The 24,649-nt window shown below is 70.6% G+C and carries 17 protein-coding genes; 11 read left to right on the forward strand and 6 right to left on the reverse strand.

Annotation, left to right across the window (positions count from 1 at the left end):
* Positions 1-459 precede the first annotated feature (459 nt).
* The 10 genes from M1203_RS24325 to M1203_RS24370 all read left to right on the forward strand — a co-directional run bounded on the left by M1203_RS24325 (position 460) and on the right by M1203_RS24370 (position 16,517).
* A complete protein-coding gene (locus tag M1203_RS24325) occupies positions 460-1,134 on the forward strand; it encodes a ThuA domain-containing protein (protein ID WP_249951910.1) in 675 nt (224 codons plus the stop codon).
* Positions 1,119-2,222, forward strand: a complete 1,104-nt coding sequence (locus tag M1203_RS24330) for a Gfo/Idh/MocA family protein (protein ID WP_249951911.1) — start codon at positions 1,119-1,121, stop codon at positions 2,220-2,222. The genes M1203_RS24325 and M1203_RS24330 overlap by 16 nt, the downstream gene beginning before the upstream one ends.
* A gap of 68 nt (positions 2,223-2,290) precedes the next feature.
* The gene (locus M1203_RS24335; RefSeq protein ID WP_249951912.1) at positions 2,291-5,323 is read left to right on the forward strand and encodes a glycoside hydrolase family 38 C-terminal domain-containing protein; all 3,033 of its coding nucleotides are present in this window, start codon (positions 2,291-2,293) and stop codon (positions 5,321-5,323) included.
* A 135-nt stretch (positions 5,324-5,458) separates the two neighbouring features.
* Positions 5,459-6,415: a hydroxyacid dehydrogenase gene (locus tag M1203_RS24340; protein ID WP_249951913.1), complete on the forward strand. Its 957-nt coding sequence runs from the start codon at positions 5,459-5,461 to the stop codon at positions 6,413-6,415.
* A 125-nt stretch (positions 6,416-6,540) separates the two neighbouring features.
* On the forward strand, positions 6,541-7,518 hold the full coding sequence (locus tag M1203_RS24345) for a sugar ABC transporter permease (RefSeq protein ID WP_249951914.1): 978 nt from the start codon (positions 6,541-6,543) through the stop codon (positions 7,516-7,518).
* Entirely contained in the window at positions 7,515-8,459 is a 945-nt protein-coding gene (locus tag M1203_RS24350) for a carbohydrate ABC transporter permease (protein ID WP_249951915.1), read from the forward strand. Before M1203_RS24345 ends, M1203_RS24350 begins: the two co-directional genes overlap by 4 nt.
* A gap of 2 nt (positions 8,460-8,461) precedes the next feature.
* Positions 8,462-10,093: a substrate-binding domain-containing protein gene (locus tag M1203_RS24355; protein ID WP_249951916.1), complete on the forward strand. Its 1,632-nt coding sequence runs from the start codon at positions 8,462-8,464 to the stop codon at positions 10,091-10,093.
* Positions 10,090-12,078, forward strand: coding sequence for a DUF2264 domain-containing protein (locus tag M1203_RS24360; RefSeq protein WP_249951917.1), 1,989 nt, complete (start codon positions 10,090-10,092; stop codon positions 12,076-12,078). The genes M1203_RS24355 and M1203_RS24360 overlap by 4 nt, the downstream gene beginning before the upstream one ends.
* Positions 12,071-15,199 carry a glycoside hydrolase family 38 C-terminal domain-containing protein gene (locus M1203_RS24365; RefSeq protein WP_249951918.1) on the forward strand — a complete coding sequence of 1,043 codons (3,129 nt, stop codon included), beginning with the start codon at positions 12,071-12,073 and terminating at the stop codon, positions 15,197-15,199. The genes M1203_RS24360 and M1203_RS24365 overlap by 8 nt, the downstream gene beginning before the upstream one ends.
* A gap of 121 nt (positions 15,200-15,320) precedes the next feature.
* Complete coding sequence (locus tag M1203_RS24370) at positions 15,321-16,517, forward strand: ROK family transcriptional regulator (RefSeq protein ID WP_249951919.1); 1,197 nt, start codon at positions 15,321-15,323, stop codon at positions 16,515-16,517.
* Positions 16,518-16,642: 125 nt separating this feature from the next.
* On the opposite strand, the gene M1203_RS24375 is transcribed toward M1203_RS24370, so the two are convergent.
* The 4 genes from M1203_RS24375 to M1203_RS24390 form a co-directional block, all read right to left on the reverse strand.
* Complete coding sequence (locus tag M1203_RS24375) at positions 16,643-18,418, reverse strand: FtsX-like permease family protein (protein WP_249951920.1); 1,776 nt, start codon at positions 18,416-18,418, stop codon at positions 16,643-16,645.
* Between the two features lie 2 nt (positions 18,419-18,420).
* Positions 18,421-19,236, reverse strand: a complete 816-nt coding sequence (locus M1203_RS24380; protein ID WP_249951921.1) for an ABC transporter ATP-binding protein — start codon at positions 19,234-19,236, stop codon at positions 18,421-18,423.
* Positions 19,226-19,774 carry a PadR family transcriptional regulator gene (locus M1203_RS24385; RefSeq protein WP_249951922.1) on the reverse strand — a complete coding sequence of 183 codons (549 nt, stop codon included), beginning with the start codon at positions 19,772-19,774 and terminating at the stop codon, positions 19,226-19,228. The genes M1203_RS24380 and M1203_RS24385 overlap by 11 nt, the downstream gene beginning before the upstream one ends.
* Before the next feature lie 130 nt (positions 19,775-19,904).
* Entirely contained in the window at positions 19,905-20,504 is a 600-nt protein-coding gene (locus M1203_RS24390) for a TetR/AcrR family transcriptional regulator (RefSeq protein ID WP_249951923.1), read from the reverse strand.
* Between the two features lie 55 nt (positions 20,505-20,559).
* On the opposite strand from M1203_RS24390, the gene M1203_RS24395 reads away from it, so the two are divergent.
* Positions 20,560-21,024 carry an SRPBCC family protein gene (locus M1203_RS24395; protein WP_249951924.1) on the forward strand — a complete coding sequence of 155 codons (465 nt, stop codon included), beginning with the start codon at positions 20,560-20,562 and terminating at the stop codon, positions 21,022-21,024.
* Positions 21,025-21,134: 110 nt separating this feature from the next.
* Here the strand turns inward: M1203_RS24395 and M1203_RS24400 are convergent, their stop codons facing one another.
* Positions 21,135-23,192, reverse strand: a complete 2,058-nt coding sequence (locus M1203_RS24400) for a SpoIIE family protein phosphatase (protein ID WP_249951925.1) — start codon at positions 23,190-23,192, stop codon at positions 21,135-21,137.
* A gap of 587 nt (positions 23,193-23,779) precedes the next feature.
* Positions 23,780-24,502 (reverse strand): dienelactone hydrolase family protein, encoded by a 723-nt coding sequence (locus M1203_RS24405; RefSeq protein WP_249951926.1) that lies wholly within the window; start codon positions 24,500-24,502, stop codon positions 23,780-23,782.
* Between the last annotated feature and the right edge of the window lie 147 nt (positions 24,503-24,649).

Consider the following 24,649-nt stretch of genomic DNA (forward strand, 5'->3'; position numbering starts at 1 on the left):
TCATGTAAATCCATCGAGTTGTGTTAGTCAATACGTTCGACAGCCCGAACGCAGGCGCATCGAGCGGGCCTTGGCGAGGCGTTCGGGCCTCAGAGTGAGGAGTTGAGGCGCGCCTGCGGGACGGCGATGCGTCAAGCGGTCCGGCGGCGGGAGCGCCGAGCAGGCCCGATGGGTCCTCCGCGCACCCTCCGGGCGAACTGCGGGCCGCCCGGCGGCATGCCCTATTGCTGGTGATATGCACGGTTTCGCGGCGATCACCGCCCGCCCCGCTCGCCGTAAAGGGGGGCCATCAGATAGCCCTACCCCAACTTCGTCCAACATATTGACAAACTTTCGTGCCGTTCATACGTTCAGTCCGCAGCCGGTTCAACTGGGCCCGAAGAGAGGCAGTTGCCTCGCCCCGGCCTGTTGGGCAACCTCACCCCGACCTCGATCTCCGCACGCTGCCGTGCGGCGCCGATGGGAGCGCGCATCACCTTGACCAGCGACAACCGACGAGCACTCGTCGTCCGCGGTGGATGGGACGGGCATCAGCCCGTCACGATCAGCGACGCATTCGTCCCGTTCCTCAAGGAGCGGGGATTCACCGTCGAGACCTCCGAGAACCTCGCGGTGTACGAGGACGCGGAGCGCCTGGCCGCCACCGACCTGATCGTGCAGTGCTGGACCATGGGGACCCTCACCCGTGAGCAGAGCGCCGGTCTCGCTTCCGCGGTGCGGGCGGGCACCGGGCTCGCCGGCTGGCACGGCGGCATCATCGACTCCTTCCACGATCACGGTTACCACCTGCTGACCGGTGGCACGTTCGTGATGCACCCACCGGGTTTCCACGACCACACCGTGCACCTGCTGCCCGAACGCGCCGACCACCCCGTCATCACGGGGCTCGACGACTTCACCGTGCACACCGAGCAGTACTGGGTGCTCACCGACCCGCACATCGATGTCCTCGCCACCACCACCTTCCCGCCGGACGAGCTGCACGACCGGCCCACGGTGATGCCCGCCGTGTGGACCAGGACCTCCGGCGCGGGACGGGTCTTCGTCTCGGCCATCGGCCACAAGCCCGACGATTTCGACGTCCCGGAAGTCCGGGCACTGACCGAGAGGGGACTGCTGTGGGCGAGCCGCTGAAGCCGTTGAACATCGGCATCGTGGGCGCGGGAAAGATTAGCGGCGCCTACCTCTCGACCCTGCGGAGCCTGACATCCGTGCGGCTGACCGCCGTCACCGACCTCGACCCGAGCCGCGCGCGGGCCGTCGCGGAACAGGCGCGGGCCGGGGAAGAAGTCGCCGTGCTGCCCTCCGTGGCCGCCCTGGTGGCCAGGGACGACGTGGACGCCGTTCTCAACCTCACGATTCCGGCCGCGCACGCGGACGTCGCCCTGGCGGCGATCCGCGCGGGCAAGCATGTGTACGGCGAGAAGCCCCTCGCGGCCAACCGCGAGGAGGCCGACGCCGTGCTGGCGGCGGCGCGCGAGGCGGGAGTGCGGGTGGGCTGCGCGCCCGACACCGTCCTCGGCTCCGGGACCCAGACCGCGCGCAAGGCGGTGGACGACGGCCTGATCGGGAGGCCCGTGGCGGCCACCGCCTTCATGACCGGCGCGGGCCACGAGAGGTGGCACCCGGACCCGGAGTTCTACTACCGCCCGGGAGGTGGCCCGCTGCTCGACATGGGGCCGTACTATCTGTCGGCCCTGGTCCACCTCCTCGGCCCGGTGGTCCGGGTGACGGGAGCGTCGTCCCGGCCCCGTGCGCGGCGGACCATCGGGAGCGGTCCCCGCGCGGGGCACACCTTCCCGGTGGAGGTGGACACCCACATCACCGGCGTCCTGGAGCACGCCGGAGGCGCCCTGTCCACCCTGGTCATGAGCTTCGACGTGCGCGCCGCGCGGCTGCCGCGCATCGAGGTGCACGGCACTGACGCCTCGCTGTCCGTGCCCGACCCGAACAACTTCGACGGTGCCGTGGAGATCCACCGCGGTGACGGCTGGGAAACCCTGCCCCCGTCCGCCGGCTACCCGGGCGCCGGGCGAGGCACCGGTCTCGTCGATCTGGCCGAGGCCCTGTCCGAGGGGCGTCCGCACCGCGCGTCGGCGGAACTCGCCGCACACGTCCTGGACACCATGCTCACCCTCATGGACGCGGCGGACCAGGGCCGCGCACTCCCGGTGACCAGCACCTGCGAGCGCCCCGCCCCGGTGACCGCCGCCGATACCTGAGCAACGCCTGTCCGACCGCACCACTCTCGACTGCCCCCACACGCTCGCAGCAACAGGAGACCCCCTTCATGCATGACGACCGGAAGCTGGTCGAAGCACGTCTGGAACGCGTCCTCAGGGAACGCATCCGGCCGGCTGTCCACCCCGTCACGACACCCTTGGCCGTGGAGATGTGGTCCACCGCGGGCGAGCCCGTGCCCGTATCCGAGGGGTTGGCGGCACCGACCGTCCCCATCGCCCCCGGCACACCGTGGGGCCTGCCCTGGGGGACCAGCTGGTTCAAGGTCACCGGCACCGTCCCCGCCGAGTGGTCGGGCCGTACCGTCGAGGCCGTACTGGACCTCGGATTCACCCCGCGGACCCCGGGATTCCAGTGCGAGGGCCTCGTCTACCGGCCCGATGGCACCCCGGTCAAGGGACTCCACCCGCGCAACGCGTACATCCGCGTCGGCTCACCGGTGACCGGTGGGGAGCAGGTCCACTGGCGCATCGAGGCCGCCTCCAACCCCGACCTCGACGCGAGCGGGGTGCCGTTCCAGCCGACGCCGATGGGCGACAAGGCGACGGCGGGCGAGGCGCCGCAGTACGTGCTCGGGGAGATGCGGTTGGCCGTCTTCGACGAGACGGTGTGGAACCTGGTCATGGACCTGGAAGTCCTCGGCGAGCTCATGGTGGAGCTGCCCGTCGACGGCGCACGCCGCTGGGAGATCCTGCGTGCGGTCGGCCGCGCCCTGGACGCCGTCGACCTTCAGGACGTGAACGGCACGGCCCAGGCGGCGCGTGACGAACTCGCCGGAGTGCTCGCCGCGCCCGCCGCGCCCGCCGCGCACCGCATCAGTGCGGTCGGGCATGCCCACATCGACTCCGCCTGGCTCTGGCCGCTGCGCGAGACGGTCCGCAAGGTGGCCCGTACGGCGTCGAACATGACGGCGCTCCTCGAAGAGGAGCCCGACTTCGTCTTCACCATGTCGCAGGCGCAGCAGTTCGCCTGGATCAAGGAGCATCGGCCCGAGGTGTACGCCCGGGTCAAGAAGGCCGTCGCGGACGGCAGGTTCGTACCCACCGGCGGGATGTGGGTGGAGTCCGACACCAACATGCCGGGGTCCGAGGCGATGGCCCGTCAGTTCGTCCATGGCAAACGCTTCTTCCTGGAAGAGTTCGGCATCGAGAGCGACGAGGCGTGGCTGCCGGACACCTTCGGCTTCGCGGCGGGCCTGCCGCAGATCATCAGGGCCGCCGGCGCCACGCGACTGCTCACCCAGAAGATCTCGTGGAGCCGGACCAACACCTTCCCGCACCACACGTTCTCCTGGGAGGGCATCGACGGCACTCGCGTCTTCACCCACTTCCCGCCGGTCGACTCGTACAACTGCGAGATGGCGGGCCGTCAGATCGCCCACGCGGCACGTAACTTCAAGGAGAAGGGCGTCGCCACCCGCTCCCTCGCGCCGACCGGTTACGGGGACGGCGGTGGTGGGACCACGCGCGAGATGGTCGCCAAGGCGGCACGGATGCGCAGTCTGGAGGGTGCGGCGAGGGTCGAGTGGGAGGCCCCCGCCGACTTCTTCGCCAAGGCCGAGGCCGAGTACCCCGACCCGCCCGTGTGGGTCGGGGAGCTCTACCTCGAACTGCACCGCGCCACGCTCACCAGCCAGGCGGGGACCAAGCGCGGCAACCGCCGCAGCGAGTCGCTGCTCACGGAGGCCGAGCTGTGGGCCGCCACGGCGGCGGCGCGCACGGAGATGCCGTATCCCTACGAGGAGTTGGACCGGATCTGGAAGACGGTGCTCCTGCACCAGTTCCATGACATCCTGCCCGGCTCGTCGATCGCCTGGGTGCACCGCGAGGCACGCGAGACTTACGCGCGGCTCGCCGGGGAGCTGGAGGGCATCATCGCGGGTGCGCAGCGCGCGCTCGCCGGTGACGCGTCGGGCGGCAGCGAGCTGGTCTTCAACTCGGCTCCGCACGGGCGCGGTTCGGTTCCCGCCGGGGGCGCTTCGGCCCGGACCGCGGGGGCCGACGTGGTGTCCCCGGTCCCCCGCGAAGGAGGAGGGTACGTCCTCGACAACGGGATGCTGCGGGTCGAGATCGACGGGCGCGGCCTCGTGGTCTCCGCGTACGACCGCGTCGCGGACCGGGAGGCGGTCGCGCCCGGGCAGGCGGCCAACCTTCTCCAGCTCCACCCCGACTTCCCCAACCAGTGGGACGCGTGGGACGTCGACGCCTTCTACCGGAACGTCGGCAGTGACCTCACCGAGGTGGCCGAGCTGGGTGTCGAGGGCACCTCGGTGCGGGTCGAGCGCGTTTTCGGGGCGTCCCGTGTCACTCAGCTGCTGTCGGTCCCGGCGGACGCCAAGCGGCTCGACATCGCCACCGAGGTGGACTGGCACGAGACCGAGCGCTTCCTGAAGCTGGCCTTCCCGCTGGATGTGAAGGCCGACCGGTACGCCTCCGAGACACAGTTCGGGCACGTGTACCGGCCCACCCACCAGAACACGAGCTGGGAGTGGGCCAAGTTCGAGGCGTGCAACCACCGTTTCGTGCATGTCGACGAGCCGGGCTGGGGCGTCGCGGTCGTCAACGACGCGACCTACGGCCATGATGTGACCCGCGCGGTACGGACCGGTGCCCACGCGGGCACGACGACGACCGTGCGCGCGTCGCTGCTGCGCGCCCCCCGCTACCCGGATCCCGAGACCGATCAGGGCGTCCACCGGTTCCGGCACGCGCTGGTGCCGGGCGCGGACATCGGCGACGCGATCCGTGAGGGCTATCGGGCCAACCTGCCCGAGCGCCGGGTCACCGGATCCACCACGGCGGTCGCGCCCCTGGTGACCGTGGACAACGACGCCGTCGTGGTCAGTGCCGTGAAGCTGGCCGACGACCGCAGCGGCGACCTGGTGGTACGCCTCTACGAGGCACAGGGAGGCCGGGCCCGCGCCACCGTCCGTGTCGACGGTTTCGCCACCGGCCGTGCCTTCCCCACGGATCTGCTCGAACGCCCGCTGGCGGACGCCGAGCAGCCGACCGCGGCCGACGGCGGTGTCGTACTCGCCCTGCGTCCGTTCCAGATGGTGACCCTGCGTCTGCCGCGCGCCTGACGATGGGCCGCACCGGGACGGCGGCCCATCCTCATACATCCCCTACAGATGAGTACCTATCAGCACGTAGCGAAAGAGGCCCCTCTCATGACAGCCAGAGCCGGACACCCTGAACGCCCAAGGGCGGTATGCGTCATGAATCCCGGTACCGCGGAGCTCGTGCTCCCCGAGGACCAGCGCGCCCGGCTCTCCGCGCTGGTCCGACTCGCCCCCGACGCGTCCGGGGCCGAGCTGGGAGCCGCGCTCGCCGACGCGGAGATCCTGGTCAGCGGCTGGGGCTGTCCCCGTCTGACGGCCGACGTCCTGGCGGAGGCACCCCACCTGCGCGCGGTGATGCACGCCGCGGGCACCGTCAAGCCGATCGTCAGCGAGGCGGTCTGGGAACGCGGGATCGTCGTGTCATCGGCGGCCGACGCCAACGCCGGTCCCGTCGCCTCCTGCACCGTCGCCCTGATCACGCTCGCCGCGCGCCGGACCCTGACGATGGCGGCCGGCTACGCGGACGGATGGCCGGACTTCGCCGACCGTTCGGGCGCCGACGGGCTCACTGTCGGGATCATCGGTGCCTCGCGCATCGGGCGCCGGGTGATCGCCGAACTGGCCAGGTCCGACGCGGGCTTCCGGGTGTTGCTGAGCGATCCGTACGTCACGGACGAGGAGGCGCGCCGGCTCGGCGCCGAGCGGGTCGAGCTCGCCGATCTCTGCGCGCGGTCGGCGGTGGTCAGCGTCCACGCCCCGCTCCTGCCCGGGACCACGGGCCTGCTCGACGCCAGGATGCTCGCGCTCATCCCCGACGGCGGCGCGCTCATCAACACCGCCCGAGGGGCCATCGTCGACACGGACGCGCTGACAGCCGAATGCGCCTCCGGCCGACTGGAGGCATACCTCGATGTGACCTCCCCCGAACCCCTGCCCGCCGGCCACCCGCTCCTGTCACTGCCGAATGTGCTGGTCACCCCGCACATCGCCGGCGCACAGGGAAGCGAGGTACGAAGGCTCGGGCAGTACGCGGTCGCCGAGGTGGCCCGCTGGGTGGCGGGCCGGCCGCTGCTCGGCGAGGTCACCCGCGAAGCGCTTCCCCGCCTCGCCTGACGGGCCGCGCGAGCACACACTCCGGAACAGACAAGGAGGCCGGTCCGCCGCTCGAACTTCCGCATGACCTGCTGACCCCGGGAGTGGCCGAAGACGCCCCTCTCCCGGTGAAAGGGCTTCACATCATGACAACACTTGACCAACCCGCCGCCCGCCCGGCCGAAAAGGCCGGGCAGACGGACAAGGGCGGACTACGGCGGCTGCGTCCCAGCAACCGCCGGGACATGGCCCTGTTCTGGTTTCTGATACCGGGCATCGTGGTGCTGCTCCTCTTCCACTACATCCCGCTGCTGGGCAACATCATCGCCTTCCAGGACTACCAGCCGTTCATCGGCATCATGCACAGTCCCTGGAGCGGGCTGAGCAACTTCGAAGTCATCTTCAACGGCGACGACCAGTTCCTCAAGGCACTGGTCAACACCCTGGAACTCACCCTGATCCAGGTCGTGTTCGTCTTCCCCGTGCCGATCGTGCTGGCGCTCGCGCTGAACAGCCTGGTCAGCGAGCGGATCAAGAAGTGGGTGCAGAACGTTCTGTACCTGCCGCACTTCCTGTCGTGGGTGGTCATCGTCGCCCTCTTCCAGCAGATGCTGGGCGGCACCGGCATGCTCAACCTGTTCCTTCAGGCCCAGGACCTGGGTACCTGGAACATCATCGGCAACCCCGACTTCTTCAAGACGCTCATCACCTCCCAGGTGATCTGGAAGGACGCCGGCTGGGGCACCATCCTCTTCCTGGCGGCACTCTCCCGCGTCGACACCAACCTCTACGAGGCCTCCGCCATGGACGGCGCCAGCCGCTTCCGGCAGACCTGGCACGTCACTTTGCCGGCTCTGCGCGGCCTGGTGATCCTGCTCCTCATCCTCCGGCTCGGCGACGCCCTGTCCGTCGGCTTCGAACAGATCCTGCTCCAGCAGACCGCCGTCGGCCTGGACAGCAGCGAGGTGCTGGACACCTACGTCTTCAACAACGGCGTCGTCGGCGGACAGTGGGGCGTAGCCGCCGCCGTCGGCCTGGTCAAGGGCGTGATCGGGATCCTGCTCGTGCTGGGCGCCAACAAGGTCGCCCATCTCTTCGGCGAAGAAGGTGTCTACCGGTCATGACAACGCTGTCTCCCACCCGCCCCGCACGCGGCGGCACCTCGCGCAGGTCCTACAGCGCCATCCCCGGCGAGAGCCCCGGCACCCCGCCGTGGCGCGCTCTGAAGTCGCTGTTCCTGCTGATCTGCGTGCTCCTGGTCGTGCTGCCCTTCCTGGCGATCATCTCGACCTCGATCGCCTCCCCCGACCAGATCACCAAGGCCGGTGGCTTCGTGCTCTGGCCCGACAGCCCGACCTTCGAGTCGTACTCGGCGCTGCTCTCCGGCGGCCTGGTGTCACAGGCCATGATGGTGAGCGTCGGGGTCACCGTGGTGGGCACCGCCCTCAGCCTCGCCACCTCCATCCTGCTGGCGTACGGGCTGAGCCGGCCCGGCTCCTTCGGGCACAAGCCGGTGCTGATGCTGCTGCTGATGTCCCTGCTGTTCGTGCCGGGTGTCATCCCGACCTATCTGATGGTCAAGCAGCTCGGACTGATCAACAGCTACTGGTCGCTGATCCTGCCCACCATGGTCAACGCGTTCAACGTGATCGTGCTGCGCTCCTTCTTCATGAGCCTGCCCCGTGAGCTGATCGACGCCGCCCGCATCGACGGCGCGTCGGAGTGGTCGATCCTGACCAAGATCGTGATCCCGCTGTCCAAGGCGTCCATCGGCGTCATCGGCCTCTTCTACGCCGTGACGTACTGGAACGCCTTCTTCAACGCCCTGTTGTTCATGAACGACGCGGCCAAGTGGCCCATGCAGCTCGTGCTGCGCACCTACGTCGTCAACAATGCCTCACTCAGCGGCGGCCAGCTGGATGTCGCCGCCGGGGTACCGGTGCCACCCGCCCAGTCGCTGCAGGCGGCGATCCTCGTACTGTCGATCGTGCCGATCGTGCTCGTCTACCCCTTCGTCCAGCGCCATATGAACAAGGGCGTCATGATCGGAGCGGTGAAGGGATGACCATGAAGCCAACACTCAACCGCCGCGGCTTCCTCGCCTCGGCCATCGGCGTCGGGGCCGGTCTGGCCCTCACCGGCTGCGGCGACTTCAAGCCCAGGCCGGCCAATCTGGCCAACGCGAACGCGGAGCTGCCCACGTACATCAGGTACAAGGGCGTGCCCACCTCGATGCCCGCCACGCAGGACGGCGTCTCCGCCGGTTACCAGCACTTCCCTGCCGATCCCCCCAAGGCCTTCCCGGACGGCCCGCCCGCCAAGGGCCCCGACATCACCATCATGAACCTGATCTTCAACCCGGTGCCGCCGCCGGTGGAGAGCAACGTCATGTGGCAGGCCCTCAACAAGTACATCGGCTGCGACATCAACTTCGCGATCACCCCGGTCAACGACTATCCGCAGAAGTTCGCGGTGACCCTCGCGGGGGGCGACCTGCCGGACGCGATGCTGATGCTGCCCCCGGACCAGAACAGCGCCGCCACCCCGGACATGCTGTACACCCTCTTCGAGGACCTCACCCCGCACCTGTCCGGCGACAACATCCGGGACTATCCGTACCTCGCCAACATCCCCACCGACTCCTGGCGCCCCTGCGTGCGCAACGGCGGGATCTACGCCCTCCCGATGCCCCGCCCGGTCTCCGGCGGCCCCGTCTACACCCGGCTCGACCTGTTCGAGAAGAAGGACCTCGACCCGAACCCGAAGACCTGGCGCGAGTTCGTCCAGCTCTGCAAGGACATCACCGACCCGAAGGCCCACCAGTACGCCCTCGGCGATCCCACCACCACGTGGAACCTCGTGATGCAGATGCTGGGCGCGCCCAACTGGTGGCGTGAGGACCAGGGCCGGTTCACGCACCACTTCGAGATGGAAGAGTGCAAGCAGGCCATGGACGCGGTCAACCAGCTCAAGAAGGCCGGCGTCATGCACCCCGACGCCTTCGCCATCAAGGGCAAGTTCAAGGAGTGGTTCGGCAACGGCCAGATCGTGATGCACCCCGACGCACCGGCGGCGTGGAACGACCTCTACACCACGTACGGGCCCGTCTCCAAGGGTCTGGACATCGGTTACATGCTGCCGCCCGACTGGGACGACAGCACCAAGGGTGGCCAGTGGCAGGGCCGCGCCAACTACGCCACTCTCATCATCAAGAAGGCCCCCAAGGCGCGCATCCAGCAGATCCTGCGCGCCATGAACGCCCTCGCCGCCCCCTTCGGCACCGACGGATATCTGCTGCGCAAGTACGGCGTGCAGGGCCCCGATCACACCCTGAAGGGATCGGACCCGATCCCCACGCCGAAGGGCACGGCCGAGACCTATCTGCCGACGATCTTCGCCACCGACTCGCCGTTCACGCTCTACTACCCGCAGAAGCCGGAGATCGTGCCCGACCAGTACGCCTTCCAGAAGGAAGCCGTCACGCAGCTGATCCCCAACCCGGCCGAGGCGCTGTACTCGGCGACGGACGCCAAGATGTCCAAGCTGTTCTTCGCGACGCTCGACAGTCTCCGGATGGGCATCATGCAGGGCCGCAACTCCCTCGGTGAGTGGGACGGCGCGATAAAGAACTGGCGGCAGAAGGCGGGCGACAAGATGCGTGCCGAGTACGAGCAGGCGTGGGAGGCCCGCAACCGATGAACCGCACCCCCGCCGAGGCCCGCGCCCACTGGGAACAGACCGCGGATCGCATGCTGCTCGCCGTACGGCCCTACGCCGCCGCCGGGCACGAGCTGATCCACCTGCCCGGTACGGCGAGCCACAACGGCGCGCACAGCGATGGCCTTGAGGGGTTCGCCCGCACGTTCCTGCTGGCCGGTTTCCGGCTGGCAGGGGCGGCGGGCGCGGACCCCCACGACCTCGCCGGGTGGTACGCGGCCGGCCTCGCCGCCGGCACCGACCCGAAGAACCCGGACCGCTGGCCGTCCTTCGCCGAATGCAACCAGGCCAAGGTCGAGGCTGCGTCCATCGCGCTGGCGCTGCACGAGACCCGCCCATGGATCTGGGACCGCCTCGACGAGGTGGTCAAGGAACGGATCCTGAACTGGCTGGCCCCGATGGTCGGCAATCTGATGCCCGGCAACAACTGGATCTGGTTCCAGGGCATCACCGAGGCCTTCGCCCGTACGGTCGGGGGTGAGTGGCGCCAGCAGGACTTCGACAGGACCATCGCGCTCACCGACGGCTGGTACGCGGGCGACGGCTGGTACTCGGACGGCCTCACCGGCGCCGGGCACCGCAACTTCGACCACTACAACGGCTGGGCGATGCACTTGTACCCGCTGTGGTTCTGCCGCATCCTCGGCGACGCGGCGCCCAGCGGGCTGCTCGACCGCTACCGGGAGCGGTTGCGGCGGTTCCTGCTGGACCAGCGGCTGCTCGTCGGCGCCAACGGCTCACCACTGATCCAGGGCCGCTCGCTCACCTACCGGCACGCGGCACTGGCGCCGGTGTGGACCGGCGCGCTCTTCGACGCCACCCCGCTGGCGCCGGGAGAGACCCGGGCGATCGCGACCCGGATGCTCGACCACTTCACCGAGCACGGGGCCGTCAACGACGCGGGGCTGCTCACGCTCGGCTGGCACCGGCCCTTCCGCGGTGTTCTCCAGAGCTACTCGGGCCCCGCGTCCCCGTACTGGGCGAGCAAGGGCTTCATCGGGCTCGCCCTGCCGGCCGACCACCCTGTGTGGACCGAGGAGTCGACCCCGCTCGCCGTTGAACAGGGCGATTTCGGGCAGGCGTTGGCCACGCCCGGCTGGCTCGTCTCCGGCACCGCCTCGGACGGCGTCGTACGTGTCGTCAACCACGGCGGGGACCACGCCGACCCGGCGCGTCCGCACGCCGACGACCCGTCCTACGCCCGCTTCGCCTACTCCACCCACACCGCGCCCGAGACCCCCGGCGACCCCACCGTCCCTGGCGGCAGCGCGACGGCGGACCCGCTCGACAACGCGGTCGTGCTGCTGGACGCGGCCGGCCGCGCCTCTCACCGGCGCCCCGCCACCAGGATCTCCATCGACGGTGCCACGGCCGTCTCGCGCTCCCGCGCGCACTGGCTCGACGACGCCACGTGGGATGTGTTCGGCGGCCCCGACACCGACTACACCCTCGGCCCTTGGATCACCGTCGGCTCCGTGCTGCGCGGCTCGGTCGAGGTACGGGCCGTACGCGTCGACGGCGACCCCGGGACCGGACATGTGCTGCGTATCGGTGGCTGGGCGCTCGCTGTCGATCCGCGGCCCGCGTCCGAGGCCGGTCCCGTCGACGGTGGAACCGCCCGGGTCGAGGGCGCCGACGGCCTGGTCTCCCTCGTCATCGGCGCACAGGGCCTCCCGAACGCCTCCGTCGTGACCGGCGCCGACACCAACGCACTCGGCCCCGCCTCCGCCACCCCCGTCGTGGAGACCGAAGGACCCGTCGCGCACGGCACCGTTCACGTCGCCCTCGTCCACCTCGGCGGCACGGACCCCGCCGCCCTGCCCCAGGTCACCACCCGGGCCCAGGGCACCACCCTGCTCGTGGACGTGGCCTGGCCGGACGGCGCGCGGGACACCGTCCGGCTGCCCGCTCCCGACCCCGAGAACCCCGCCACGTACGGCCTTTGGAAGGACCAGCACCGTGCATGACGACCGCCGGATCATCGAGACCCGGATCCGCAAGCTCCTCGATCGAGTGATCCGCCCCGCCCTCTACAGCGCCGCGCGGCCCCTCACCCTGAGCGCCTGGTACGTCGACGGCGAACCCGTCCCCGTGGCCGACGCCCTGCACGCCGACTACGAGCCCTTCACGCTCGGCAACACCTGGGGCGGCCCCTGGGCGACGACCTGGATGCGGGCGAGCGCGGAGATTCCCGAGGAGTGGTCGGGGCGCCGGGTCGAGGCCGTCTTCGACCTCGGGTTCGATCTGACGAAGGGGCCCGGCGGCCAGGCGGAGGGCCTGGTCCACGACAGTCAGGGCGCCCCGCTCCAGGGCCTGCATCCGTACAGCCGCACCGTGCTCCTCGCCGACTCCGCCACCGGCGGCGACCGGGTCGACCTGCTGATCGAGCTGGCCGCCAACCCGCCCATCGTCGCCAGCGCCGGCCTGCACATCCACCACGGATCGCCGGAGACCGCGGGCACGGCGCACATCTACCGGCTCGAACAGGCCGAGATCGCGGTACGCGAGGACGACGTATGGCACCTCATCCACGACATCGAGGTGCTCGACGAGTTGATGCACGAGTTGCCCGCCGGCTCCTCCCGACGTCACGAGATCCTGCACGCCCTGCGCCGCGCCGCCGACGCCATCGTCCCGGGCGATGTGGCGAACACCGCGGCCGAGGCCCGGCGCGCACTCGCCGATGTGCTGTCCCGGCCCGCGCACGCCTCGGCGCACACCCTCGCCGCGGTCGGCCATGCCCATATCGACTCGGCCTGGCTGTGGCCGGTCCGGGAGACCGTCCGCAAATGCGCGCGTACATTCACCAACATGACCACGCTGGCGGACGAGTACCCCGAGCTCGTCTTCGCCTGCTCCTCCGCGCAGCAGTACGCATGGATGAAGGAACAGCGCCCGGAGATCTTCGCCCGTATGAAGAAGGCGGCGGCCGACGGGAACTGGGCACCTGTGGGCGGCATGTGGGTCGAGGCCGACGGCAACCTCCCCGGCGGTGAGGCACTGGCCCGCCAACTCGTCTACGGGCGGCGCTTCTTCGCGGAGGAGTTCGGTATCGAGCAGCACGGGGTGTGGCTGCCCGACTCGTTCGGATACACCGCCGCCTATCCCCAGCTCGCCAAGCTGGCCGGCGCCCGGTGGTTCCTCACCCAGAAGCTCTCCTGGAACGAGACCAACAAGCTCCCGCACCACACCTTCGACTGGGAAGGCATCGACGGAACGCGTATCTTCACCCACTTCCCGCCCGTCGACAGCTACAACGCGTCCCTCACGGCGGCCGAACTCGCCCACGCCGAGCACAACTTCGCGGACAAGGGGGTGGCCACCCGCTCGCTGGTCCCCTTCGGCTACGGCGACGGCGGTGGCGGGCCCACCCGCTCGATGCTGGAGAAGGCCCGCCGACTGCGCGACCTCGAAGGCTCGCCCAAGGTCGTGGTCGAGGCGCCCGACACGTTCTTCGAGAAGGCCCGTGCCGAACGCGACCAACTGCCCGTATGGCGCGGCGAGTTGTACTTGGAGAACCATCGCGGCACCTACACCAGCCAGGCCCGCACCAAGCGCGGCAACCGACGGGGCGAGGCACTGCTGCGTGAGGCCGAGCTCTGGGCCGCCACCGCGGCCGTCCGGGCCGGCGCGCCCTACCCGTACGAGCGTCTGGAATCGCTGTGGCGGCGAGTCCTGCTCAACCAGTTCCACGACATTCTGCCCGGCTCGTCCATCGCCTGGGTGCACCGGCAGGCCGAGCGCGAATACGCGGAGATCCACGCCGAACTCGAATCGCTGATCGCCGACGCGGTCGGCCACCTGCCCGGAGGTCCCGCGCTCCTCAACGCCGGACCGTACGCACGCCGCGAGGTCGCGGTCCTCGCGGACGTCGCCGACGGCGAGTTCGCCGGTGCGCAGCGCCTGTCGGACGGACGCACGGCGATCCTCGCCGAGGTCGCCCCCCTCGCCTCGGGCGGCACCGCGGACGCGCCCCGTGGCACCGTCACGGCCACGGCCCAGGACGGTGGTTTCGTCCTCGACAACGGGGTGCTGACCGTCGTCGTGGACCGGCGCGGCCTGCTCACCTCGGTCTACGACCACACGGCGCGGCGGGAGGCGATCGCTCCCGGCGCCGCCGGCAATCTCCTCCAGCTCCACCCCGACGACCCCAATCTGTGGTCGGCGTGGAACATCGACTCGTACTACCGCGACACCGTGCGCGACCTGGACGAGGCCGAGTCGGTGACTCTCGTGGACGAAGGACCGCTGCTGGCGTCGGTGCGGGTCGAGCGCGCCCACGGATCCTCGCGGTTCGTCCAGCACATCGAGATCGCCGCCGAGAGCCGGCAGGTGACCGTCCGCAACGACATCGACTGGCAGGAGCGCGACACCGTACTGAAGGCGGCCTGGCCGCTCGACGTACACGCGGAACGCGAGAGCGCCGAGATCCAGTTCGGTCATGTGCAGCGGCCCACACACGAGAACACGAGCTGGGACGCGGCACGCTTCGAACTGTGGGCGCACCGCTGGGTGCACGTCGGCGAGCGGCACTGGGGCGCCGCCCTGCTCAACGACTCCACCTACGGGCACGACGTCCGCCGCGACACACGGGACGGCGGCGGAACCACCACGACGGTGCGGCTCTCCCTGCTCCGTTCCCCGCACAGCCCCGACCCACAGGCCGACCGGGGCCGGCACAGCTTCAGCTACGCGCTGCTGGCCGGGGCGGGGATCGAGGAGGCGATCGCCGGAGGCTACGCCCTGAACCTGCCCTTGCGCCCCGCCCCTGCCGACGCCCGATCCCTGGTGGAGGTCGACACCACCGACGTGGTGGTGGAGTCCGTGAAGCTCGCGGACGACCGCAGCGGCGACATCGTGGTCCGACTCTACGAAGCGTGCGGCGGAGCGGTCCCGGCCCGTCTGTCCGCGGGCTTCCCGCTCGCCGCGGCCTTCGACTGCGACCTGCTGGAGCAGCCGGAACAGGAGCTGGCAGGCACGTCCGGCGACGGGACCGTGAACCTCACGTTCCGGCCCTTCCAGATCCGCACCCTGCGTCTGCGTCCCGCCGTGGAACAGACGGGGTCACTCGACCCGACGGAGGTCTGAGCGGGGTCGCCCCCCGCACTGCCCCCGCGGCGTACCCATCCATCGATCTGTTGCCTCCGGAGCGGCGGCTGCGCGGCACAGCCGCCGCTCGCCCGAGGCCGGGAGAGACACCTTGACCACGGTGAGACACGAGAAACACGCGATCAGGCGCGGCACCAATCTGCCGCGCATGGGGGACTTCAACGAGTCGGTGATCCTGGACGCGATTCGCAGGCACCCAACGGGCTTGAGCCGGGTCGAACTCGCGGGGGCCACCGGCCTGTCCGCGCAGACCGTTTCGAACATCACGCGCCGACTGCTCGACCAGGGGGTGGCCCGTGAATCCGGGAAGCAGAACACCGGCAGCGGGAAGCCCCGTACCCTCCTCGAAATCGTCCCGACATCCCGCTACGCCGTAGGGGTCCACCTCGACCCCGCCGTGATCACCTGCGTCCTGGTGGATCTTCTCGGCACGGTCGTGGGCCATCGCAGCCGTCGGACGCCGAGCGGCGGTGACACCGACGGGATCGTGGCGGACATGGCCGCCTCGGTACGCTCGCTCGTGGCGGAGTCGGGGATCGACAACGCGCGGGTGCTGGGCCTGGGCATCGCCGCGCCGGGGCCGATAGACGCGTCCGCCGGCTGGGTGGTCGATCCTCCGGAGCTGCCCGGCTGGGGCCGCTACCCGCTGCGCGACCGGCTGAGCGAGGCGACAGGTCTGCCCGCGCTCCTCGACAAGGACGTCACGGCCTCGGTCGTCGCGGAGCGCTGGGCCGGAGCGGCCACCGCGAGCCGCAACCTGCTCTTCTTCTACTTCGGCACCGGCTCGGGGATGGGGCTGGTGGTGGACGACACCGTGCTGCGCGGCGTCTCGGGGAACGCGGGCGAAGTCGGCGGACTCGGCGCGGCCTGCTCCACGCGGACGCTCGTCGACGAGGCCATCGCACTGGGCGTGCTCGGTGCCGAGTACACGGTGCTGGATCCGGCCGATGCCCAGCGCGGTCTGGAGCGGTTGGCGCGGCTCGCCGCCGAGGGGGACACACAGGCGGACGGGATCATCGAACGCCTGGCCATCCGCATCGGCCGGGGAGTCTGCGCGGCGGCGACGCTCCTGGACGTTGACACCATCGTCTTCGGCGGACCGACGTGGCTCGTGCTCGCCCGGCGTCTTCTCGCGACCATCGAGCCGATGGTCGCACGCTCCCCGTTCGTCAGGGCGACCCATCCGACAACGGTCGTCTCCACCACGCTGGGCGAGAACGTGGCCGCGGTGGGAGCGGCGTCCCTGGTCCTCGACCAGGCCCTCTCCGCACAGCCCAGGTCGTTGCTGCTGGGGTGAACCCACCGTGTCCCCAAGGCTCGGTGCCGGTGGGTCCGGCGACGGCGTACGCACTGTCGAGCCTGGCCCGCGCCGTCCGCGGGCCAGGCATCCCCTGTCGGGAGCGACGGTCCGGGGGCGGACAGTCACGCGGTCTCGGCGTTCAGGACGCGCGCCGCGGGTTTACGGGTGTGGATCCACGCGGGAAGCGCGGTCAACGCCGCGACGGCCAGCAGGACGGCGAGCGCGGCGCTGAGCAGCCACGATCCCGGCGGCGTGATCTGCGTGCCGAAGAGCCAGTACAGGCCGAGCCCGACCGGAATACCCGCCGCCACCCCGGGCACCGCGGGCAGGAGTTGCGCCACGCACAGCGCCGTGACGACCTGGCCGGGTGTGGCACCGAGGGTACGGGAGATGGTGAGCGCGCGCCGGGCCTGCACCGCGGTACTCCAGCCCAGGAGCACAGTGTTGAGCGCGGACAACGTCACCAGCGCGAGGGTGACGGCGAGCAGCACCTCGCCGGTCTGGTCGGTCCGCACCTCGATGGGGCCGAACCGCCTGTGGGCGGGGGCCGCGCCGAGCTCGGTGTGCCAGGCGAGCATCGCGGTGACCATGATGGTGGTGGCCGCCGTGCCGGCCGAGGCCAGGACGGCGCGGCCGGGCCGGCGGGCGAGCAGCCGGATGCCGAGCAGCAGTGACGTGGGCAGATACGCCGTCACGGCGTTCAGGTGCGGGTGGTGCGTGAGCAGGTGCGCCGGGTCGGCCAGGGCGTGGACGGTGCTGGTGCGCGCGGTGCGAACGGCAGGGCCGAGCGCACCGGCCACGGCGACCACGACGGCGAGGAAGACCGCGCCGGTGACGGTGACGGCGTCCGGAGGGCCGACGGTGTCGAGCAGCCCGGCGCTGGGATCGACCACACGCGGTGCGGCCAGCGTCCCGGCGGTCAGTCCCAGCGCGGTGGCCAGGACGGTCAGCAGCAGGTACTGCGCCAGCAGTACGGCGGTGACGGAGCCGGGTCCGGCGCCGACGGCCTTGAGCAGTCCGGCACGCCGGCTGTCGCGGGCGGAGCGTGTCGTGGCGAGCGCGGCGAGGGTGACGAGCGCGGCGACGGCGAGCAGCCAGCCGCCGACGACCAGGGCGGGCTGGGTGGCCCTGATCATGTTCGTGTCCGTCTGGAGGACGGTCTGCCAACTGCGGGTGTTGACCCAGGACTCGCCCCGGTTGTCGGGGGCGAACACGGTGTCGCGCCATCGCAGGGGCGCGGTGGGGTCGGTCAGCTTCATGTGGATCAGGTGGACACCGGGGTTCTCACCGGCCGCGGCGCGGGTGTCGGCGGTGGTGAGCCAGATCCTGCCGCCGTGGTCGGACGGCCCGGGCCCCTGGGCCCAGTTGCTCCACGGATACACCGGCGTGGCCGCGCTGATCGCGGTCCCGACGACCGGATAGGCGCGCTCGCCGATGGTGACGCGGTCGCCGACGCGCACGCCGATTGCCTGCGCGAAGCCGCGTTCGACCACCGCGCCGCCGGGACGCACCCAGCTGCCCGAGGTCACCAGTGGCCGGTCCACGGCCGACGGTGCGGTCTCGCGCCCCTCGACCGAGGAGCGCGCGGTCCGGCCGTGTGCCCGGACAGTGGTGTCGAAGGCGAAGACCGGGTCGGCCTGCGCGCCCACGCCGGGCGTGTCCGCGAGGCGTTCGGCCAGGCCGGACGGGTCCGCGGCCGTTGTGATGGCGGTGATGTCGGGGCCGGCGGTGACCTCGCGGGTCTTCAGATATCCGGTGGTCACGGCGTTGTTGGTCGCCAGCCCGAGGGTCAGGCTGGCGGTGGCGACGCCGACGGCGAGCAGGAACATGAGGGCCTCGCCGGGATGGCGGCGCATGTCGTGCAGGATCAGACGCCACATCAGCAGCAGATGTCCCATGGTCAGTCCTCCCAGCCGAGCAGCGCCCCGAGCCCGGTGCCGCCACCGTGCCCGTACCCGTGGCCATGGCCGCCGCCGTGCCCGTGGCCGGGGCCGTCCAGGCGGGTGTCGTCGGCCAGCCTCCCGTCACGCAGGGAGACCACACGGTCCGCCGTGGCGGCGACGCGCTCGTCATGGGTGACCATGACCAGGCTCTGGCCCGCGGCACGCAGCTCGTCGAAGAGCCGGAGGATGTCGAGGGTCGCGGCGCTGTCGAGATTGCCTGTGGGCTCGTCCGCGAGAACGACCAGCGGCTTGTTGACCAGCGCGCGGGCGATCGCGACCCTCTGCCGCTGTCCGCCGGACAGTTCGGCGGGCAGATGCCGGGCCCGCCCGGCGAGCCCGACCTGACCGAGGAGTTCGGCGGCACGGATGCGGGCGGTACGCGGCGAGGCGCCGGCCAGCAGCGCGGGCAGCTCGACATTCTGCGCCGCGCTCAGCTCATGCATCAGGTGGTAGGCCTGGAAGACAAAACCAACGGCGCGGCGCCGCAGCCTGGCCAGTGCCCGTTCGCCAAGGCGGTCGATGCGCTGTCCGCCGAGCCACACCTCACCGTCATCGGGCCGGTCGAGCCCGCCCAGGAGCTGGAGCAGCGTGGACTTGCCACAGCCGCTCGGCCCCGTCACAGCGAGCGTCTGCCCGACGGGCACCTCAAGATCGATCTCGTCGACGGCCCGCACCAGCCCCTCGTCCTCCCCGTACACGCGCGCCAGACCCACGGCCCGCAGCACCGGCGCACGCCCGTCACCGGATCCGCGGTCCCACACGTCACTCGTCATCGATTCCTCCGCTTTCCCCACGTGAAGCGCGGGCCGACCAGGTCCGCCCGCACGCTTCCAACCAGCGCAGATCGGCCTGCAGCCGCAGGGCGATGCCCTCCAGGAGCAGTCCGGCCTCCGAGTCCGTGTCATGAGCGAGAGCGGCGTGCTGGGCTTCGGCGAGGCTGTGCATCAACTCCCGGCGCCGCCCGTCCACGAGCACGAGCGGATCAGCCAGACCCGATTCGGCGGCGGCCACGAGCTTCAGATGAAACTCCGTCACATCCGCTCTTGGTCCGGCGCTCTCGGCCAGCCACGCGGCCACCCGCTCCCGCCCGTCGGCCGTCAGCGCGTACACCTTGCGCCGCGGGCCACGCACCGGCACATCCTCCCGCTCCAGAACGACCAGCCCCGCCTTCTCAAGCCGGCCGAGCGTCACATAGATCTGCCCCGCGTTCAGTGTCTGCCCCAACGGTCCGAGTGCCACCGCCAGCCGGCCGCGCAACTCGTACCCGTGCGACGGCCCCTTGACCAGCAACGCCAGCACCACATCCCGCACGGCCCACCCTCCTTCACGACAAGCAATAGATAGCGGTTATCCATTGAGTGCGTCAAACCAGCCCACAGCCGCCGGGGGGGGGTGGAACAGTGGTTGCCGTCCAGCCCGGCCTGCCTGATCGGTGACTACGTCACTCCGAGCCGTAGTACAGCTGGAGGAACTCCTCCATCGCCGCGTCGACACCGGCGCGGTCACCGGTGACGAGCAGGTCGAGCAGCAGACCGCGGACGGTGGCCAGTCCCAGTCTGGCGCGGTTCCGGGCCACGGCGGGGTCCGCACCCGCGGCGACCTCGGCGGCCATGAGCGGCTCCAGCCAGTCGTTCACGAACCCTTCGAGGAACAGGGCGGTTTCGGGGCGGCCCCGCAGCGCGTGCCCGCAGATCTCGAAGAAGAGCCGCTCCTGACCGGCCAGTTGGGGGTCCGTCAGTTGCCGCCAGAGGAGTCTCGCGGCATCGGAGGGCGAGAGGCCCGGTTCCAGGCGGAATTGGGACAGCAGATCACGCTGGCGCCGCTCCGAGGTCCGGACGATCTCGACGAGCAGCGCTTCCTTGGAGCCGAAGTAGTGGATCAGCATGCGGTGGCTGACACCGATCGCGGCGCCCAGGCCGCGCAGGCTCAGGTCCGCGAAGCCATGTGCCGCGACGTAGTCGACGGCCGCGTTCACCAGTTGAGAACGCCGGTCCCCGTCCGTGCCGGGCGCAGCCTCATCCTCGGGACGTGAGCCGTCCATATTCACCTCTTCGCGAGTGTACCGATTGGTACATGCCCTGTGTACCGTGTGGTACATGAAGTCTCTCACCGTGTCGATCGACGTTCCGCAGCCCCCCGAGCAGGTCTACGACTTCCTCGATGTCATGGCTCACCACGAGCGATTCACCGACCACTACCTGACCGGATGGCGCTACAGCGGCCCGCACCGCGGCATCGGATCGTGCGCCACGGTCAGGGCCTCGCTGGGCGGCCAGAAGACCGACGTCGCCATCGAGGTCGTGAAGGCCGACCCGCCGCGGCGCATCGTCGAACGGAACGTCAGCGCGGCCGGCCGACGGCTGGCCCAGGGCACCTACACCATCGAACCGCTGCGGACCGGCGGAAGCCGGGTGTCGTTCACGTACGCCTGGGAGCGCGCCCCGCTCACCGACCGCCTGCTGGCCCCCGTCGTCCGGGCCACGATGCGACGCGCCAACCGTACGGTCATGCAGCGCCTGGCCACCGAGTTGGCCCGCCACGTGCCCACCGCCGGATCCTGACGTCGGTACATTTCCGCCCTGTTGTCACAAGCTGGTGGACGAGCAGCACACCCATGACGGCGACGCCGGCCCAGCGGCCGGCCGAGGGCTTGAGAGGTGGTGTGGCGTCGTCAGTCGCCGGTTGGGTGGGGGCGGATGAGCAGGAGTGCGATGTCGTCGCGGCGTGGGGCGGACCGTTCGGCGTGGCGGATGAGGTCGTCGGCGAGGTCGTCCAGGTTCTGGATCCGGGCGTGTGTGAGGTATTGGGCGAGGGCGTTGGTGGTGTCGTCGATGTCGGTGCCGGGGATTTCCACGAGGCCGTCCGTGTACAGGACGAGTACGGCGCCGGGCGGGAGGGGGATCTCGGTGGTGGGGTAGTCGGCGTCCGGGTCGATGCCGAGCAGCAGTCCGGTTGGCAGGCGCAGGACTTCGGTGTGTCCGTCGGGATGGCGGAGCAGGGGTGGGGGATGTCCGGCGGTGGCGAGGTGGGCACAGTGGTGGACGAGATCGAGGTGTGCGATCAGGCAGCTGGTGAACAGCCCGGCGTCGAGGTCGGTGAGGAGGCGGTTCGTGCGGGTGAGGAGGTCGCCAGGGGGTGTGCCGGCGGCGGCGTGGGCGTGGACGGCGGTGCGGACCTGTCCCATCAGGGCGGCGGCGGTGGTGTTGTGGCCCTGGACGTCCCCGATCGCCGCCGTGGTGGCGAGGGGTGCGTGGATGAGGTCGTAGAAGTCGCCTCCGATGTCCATGCCGTGGCCGGCGGGCTGGTAGCGGGCGGCGACCTCCAGTCCGGGGACATGGGGCAGTGCGTGGGGCAGCAGGCCGGTCTGGAGGGTGTGGGCGAGGGCGTGTTTGGCGTCGTAGAGGCGGGCGCGGTCCAGGGCCTGGGCGATCAGTCCGGCGAGGGAGGTGAGAAGGGCGCGTTCGGCGGGGACGAAGATGCGGGGCCGGTCGTAGGAGAGAGCGACGGACCCGATGACGCGGCGGGAGGCGGTCAGCGGCAGGAAGGCCCAGGCGCTCCTGCCTTTGTAGCGGGGCGCCTCGGGGTAGGCGCGCTGGAAGTCGGCGAAGGTGGAGAAGAAGACGGGGTCCCCCGTGGCCAGTGCCTGCGTGGTCGGGGTGCGGGTGGTCAGGCGCATACCGTCCAAGGGGCTGAGGAACTCGGTGCTGTAGCCGCGGTGGCCGATCATGTGCAGCCGGCCCTCCTCGGCGACCATGAGGACCAGTCCCTGGGGGCCGAAGGCGGGCACGATCTGGTCGGCGACGGCCTCGATCACGTCATGGACACTCGCGGCCTCGGCGAGGGCGGCCGCCAGGTGCGTCAAGTGGTACAGCGCCATCGCGCCGACCGGTTCGTCGGATGCCGGAGTCCGCGCGGCGACCGTCTCCCGCGTGGAGGGCGTGATGTGGACGCTGATGCCGCTGTCGTCGGGGTAGAGCTGGAAGAGGAGTGGCGTGCCCGGGGGGCGCACGGCGGTGAAGGAGGTGGGCCGACAGGTGACCACCGCTGCCCGGTAGCTGTCCTCGCAGACCGGGGCGTGCATCCAGGGCAGTACTTCCCAAGGGCGATTCCCCGTGAGCGAGGCGGCGTCGGCGCCCATCAGTTCGGCACCCGCGGAGTTGATGAAGGTGAGCCGGCCGTCGAGGTCCATGGTGCAGCAGCCGACCGGGAGGCGTTCGGTGAAGTCGAGCGCGGCCCTCACCCGGTCGGGATCGGCCTCTTTGAGCGGTGGTGGAAGCGACCAGGGTTCCTCGGGGGGCAGCAGCGGACTGCCGTCGTCCGCGGCCCGCTCAAGAAGATCCGCCACCTGCCCACAGCATGTGGTGACCGCTTCACGCTGATGCGGGCTGAGCCGTGGCGGGTGGCTGACGGGCCACAGCAGCACGATGCCGCCCCACACCTGGGTGCCGCTGGTGAAGGGGGCCGCCGCGAGCATGAAGTCGTACGGCAGTACGAGGCCCAGCTGCGGGTAGCGACGCGCCACCTCCTCCTGGCTGTCCAGCCACACCAGATGCCCATGGCGCATGGCATCCGCGACCGGGGTCGACGAGTCCACGCAGGCGCGGGCCCAGGGCGCGGCGATCTCCCGGGAGACACCGCACATCAGAGCGAGCCGCAGCAGTCGTTCGCCGGGCGGCAGCAGGTAGAACAGGCCGATCGATGCGCCGGTCTCACGCATCACGTCAGCCATGAGGGCTTCCAAACGCCCCTTACCGGGTACGGAGCCGGAGGGCGAACGCATGCCCCTACCCGGCCCTCGTAGCGGATGCCAGGACCTCAAGGACCAGGACCTCACCGGTTACGGACAACCTTGTCCTGGCCTCGGCCGCGCCCTGCCAACGGCGGCATGTACGCCAGGCCGCCTGCCGGTGCGCGGGCCGGCAGCGCCGGCGGCCGTGCGCCGCCCACCGCGCGGGAGGGGCACCGCACCAGTCGCACCGAATATCGCACATATAGGGACAATACGTCCACGGTGGTATGACGGCACAGCGTCCGCGAATCCCGCCTCTGAGGGCATTCACCGGCTCAGGGATTCGCCACGCCGCCTTTCACGGTTTCGCGGTCCCGTCCGGAGTGGTCAGGACCGGGGCCGCTCCCACCGGTCGGAGCCGGTTCGCCGGTCGTCCGACGCGGGGACGGGGGCCGGTTCGCACCGTTCGCGATCGGGCAGTCGCGCGGCTGCCGGCCACCGCCATCGAGGAGGGCCCGGACCCGTCCTCGATGACGGCATTCCGGCCGGCGCCGCCTACCGTCCGCTGTCCGTCAGGCGGCTCGGCCTCACTTCAGGTGCCGGCCGAAGAAACGGTCCCCGTCCTCGACCTCGAACCACGGGGTGCCGGTATGCCCGCCCGTATTGGCGTGCAGCGTCTTCTCCTTGGTGCCGAAGGCGTCGAACAGGTCCAGGGCGCGCTGCCGGGGGTTCCCCTCGTCGTCCCACTGCAGCAGGAACAGCAGCGGAACGGTGACCTGCCGGGCCTCCTCGCGCTGGGCGAGGGGCACGTACCCCCCGGCGAACAAACCGGCCGCCGCGATGCGCGGCTCGACCACCGCCAGCCGAATGCCGAGGGCGGCCCACCCCGAGTACCCGACCGGGCCGCCGATCCCGGGCAGCTCAAGGAGGGCGTCCAGAGTGGTCCGCCATTCCGGGACCGCGTTCTCGACCAGCGGGCCGATGAACGACTCGAAGATCCCGTCGACCGGCTCACCGGCCCGCATCGCCCGCCGAAGATCGACACGGGCCTGCTCGTCGGCGGCGGAACGGGGACGGTCGCCGCACCCGGCGGCGTCGATGGTGGCCACCGCGTAGCCGCGCGCCGCGGTGTACCGGGCCCGGGCCACCAGCCGGGGTTCCGCCTTGGGCAGGCCGTTGTTGTGGGCCATCAGGATCAGCGGGACCGGTGCGGCGGATTCCGGCGTCCACAGAGTGCCGGGGATCTCGCCGAGGGAGAATTCGCGTTCGAGGACGCCCTCGTCGAGGCGCTGCTCGGAAGTGAAGTGCATGATCGTGCCTTTCGGGAGTGCTCGTGAACGGCGCTCCCGGACGACCTATCGCCCGACCGTGACCCCGGAGGGGAGCACCCATGTCGATACTGCGTTCACGGGTACCACCTCCTCGTTCTCTCGCACGGCCTCAGGGAAAGTAGCAGT

This window comes from Streptomyces sp. 35G-GA-8 (assembly GCF_023534745.1).
GTDB lineage: Bacteria > Actinomycetota > Actinomycetes > Streptomycetales > Streptomycetaceae > Streptomyces.

Bases quoted from the DNA above. Each gene is read 5' to 3' on its own strand.
- M1203_RS24325 (WP_249951910.1), top strand. From the start codon at position 460: ATGGGAGCGCGCATCACCTTGACCAGCGACAACCGACGAGCACTCGTC.
- M1203_RS24405 (WP_249951926.1), bottom strand. From the start codon at position 24,502: ATGCACTTCACTTCCGAGCAGCGCCTCGACGAGGGCGTCCTCGAACGC.
- M1203_RS24395 (WP_249951924.1), top strand. From the start codon at position 20,560: ATGAAGTCTCTCACCGTGTCGATCGACGTTCCGCAGCCCCCCGAGCAG.
- M1203_RS24400 (WP_249951925.1), bottom strand. From the start codon at position 23,192: ATGGCTGACGTGATGCGTGAGACCGGCGCATCGATCGGCCTGTTCTAC.
- M1203_RS24350 (WP_249951915.1), top strand. From the start codon at position 7,515: ATGACAACGCTGTCTCCCACCCGCCCCGCACGCGGCGGCACCTCGCGC.
- M1203_RS24390 (WP_249951923.1), bottom strand. From the start codon at position 20,504: ATGGACGGCTCACGTCCCGAGGATGAGGCTGCGCCCGGCACGGACGGG.
- M1203_RS24335 (WP_249951912.1), top strand. From the start codon at position 2,291: ATGCATGACGACCGGAAGCTGGTCGAAGCACGTCTGGAACGCGTCCTC.
- M1203_RS24360 (WP_249951917.1), top strand. From the start codon at position 10,090: ATGAACCGCACCCCCGCCGAGGCCCGCGCCCACTGGGAACAGACCGCG.
- M1203_RS24355 (WP_249951916.1), top strand. From the start codon at position 8,462: ATGAAGCCAACACTCAACCGCCGCGGCTTCCTCGCCTCGGCCATCGGC.
- M1203_RS24380 (WP_249951921.1), bottom strand. From the start codon at position 19,236: ATGACGAGTGACGTGTGGGACCGCGGATCCGGTGACGGGCGTGCGCCG.
- M1203_RS24340 (WP_249951913.1), top strand. From the start codon at position 5,459: ATGAATCCCGGTACCGCGGAGCTCGTGCTCCCCGAGGACCAGCGCGCC.
- M1203_RS24375 (WP_249951920.1), bottom strand. From the start codon at position 18,418: ATGGGACATCTGCTGCTGATGTGGCGTCTGATCCTGCACGACATGCGC.
- M1203_RS24345 (WP_249951914.1), top strand. From the start codon at position 6,541: ATGACAACACTTGACCAACCCGCCGCCCGCCCGGCCGAAAAGGCCGGG.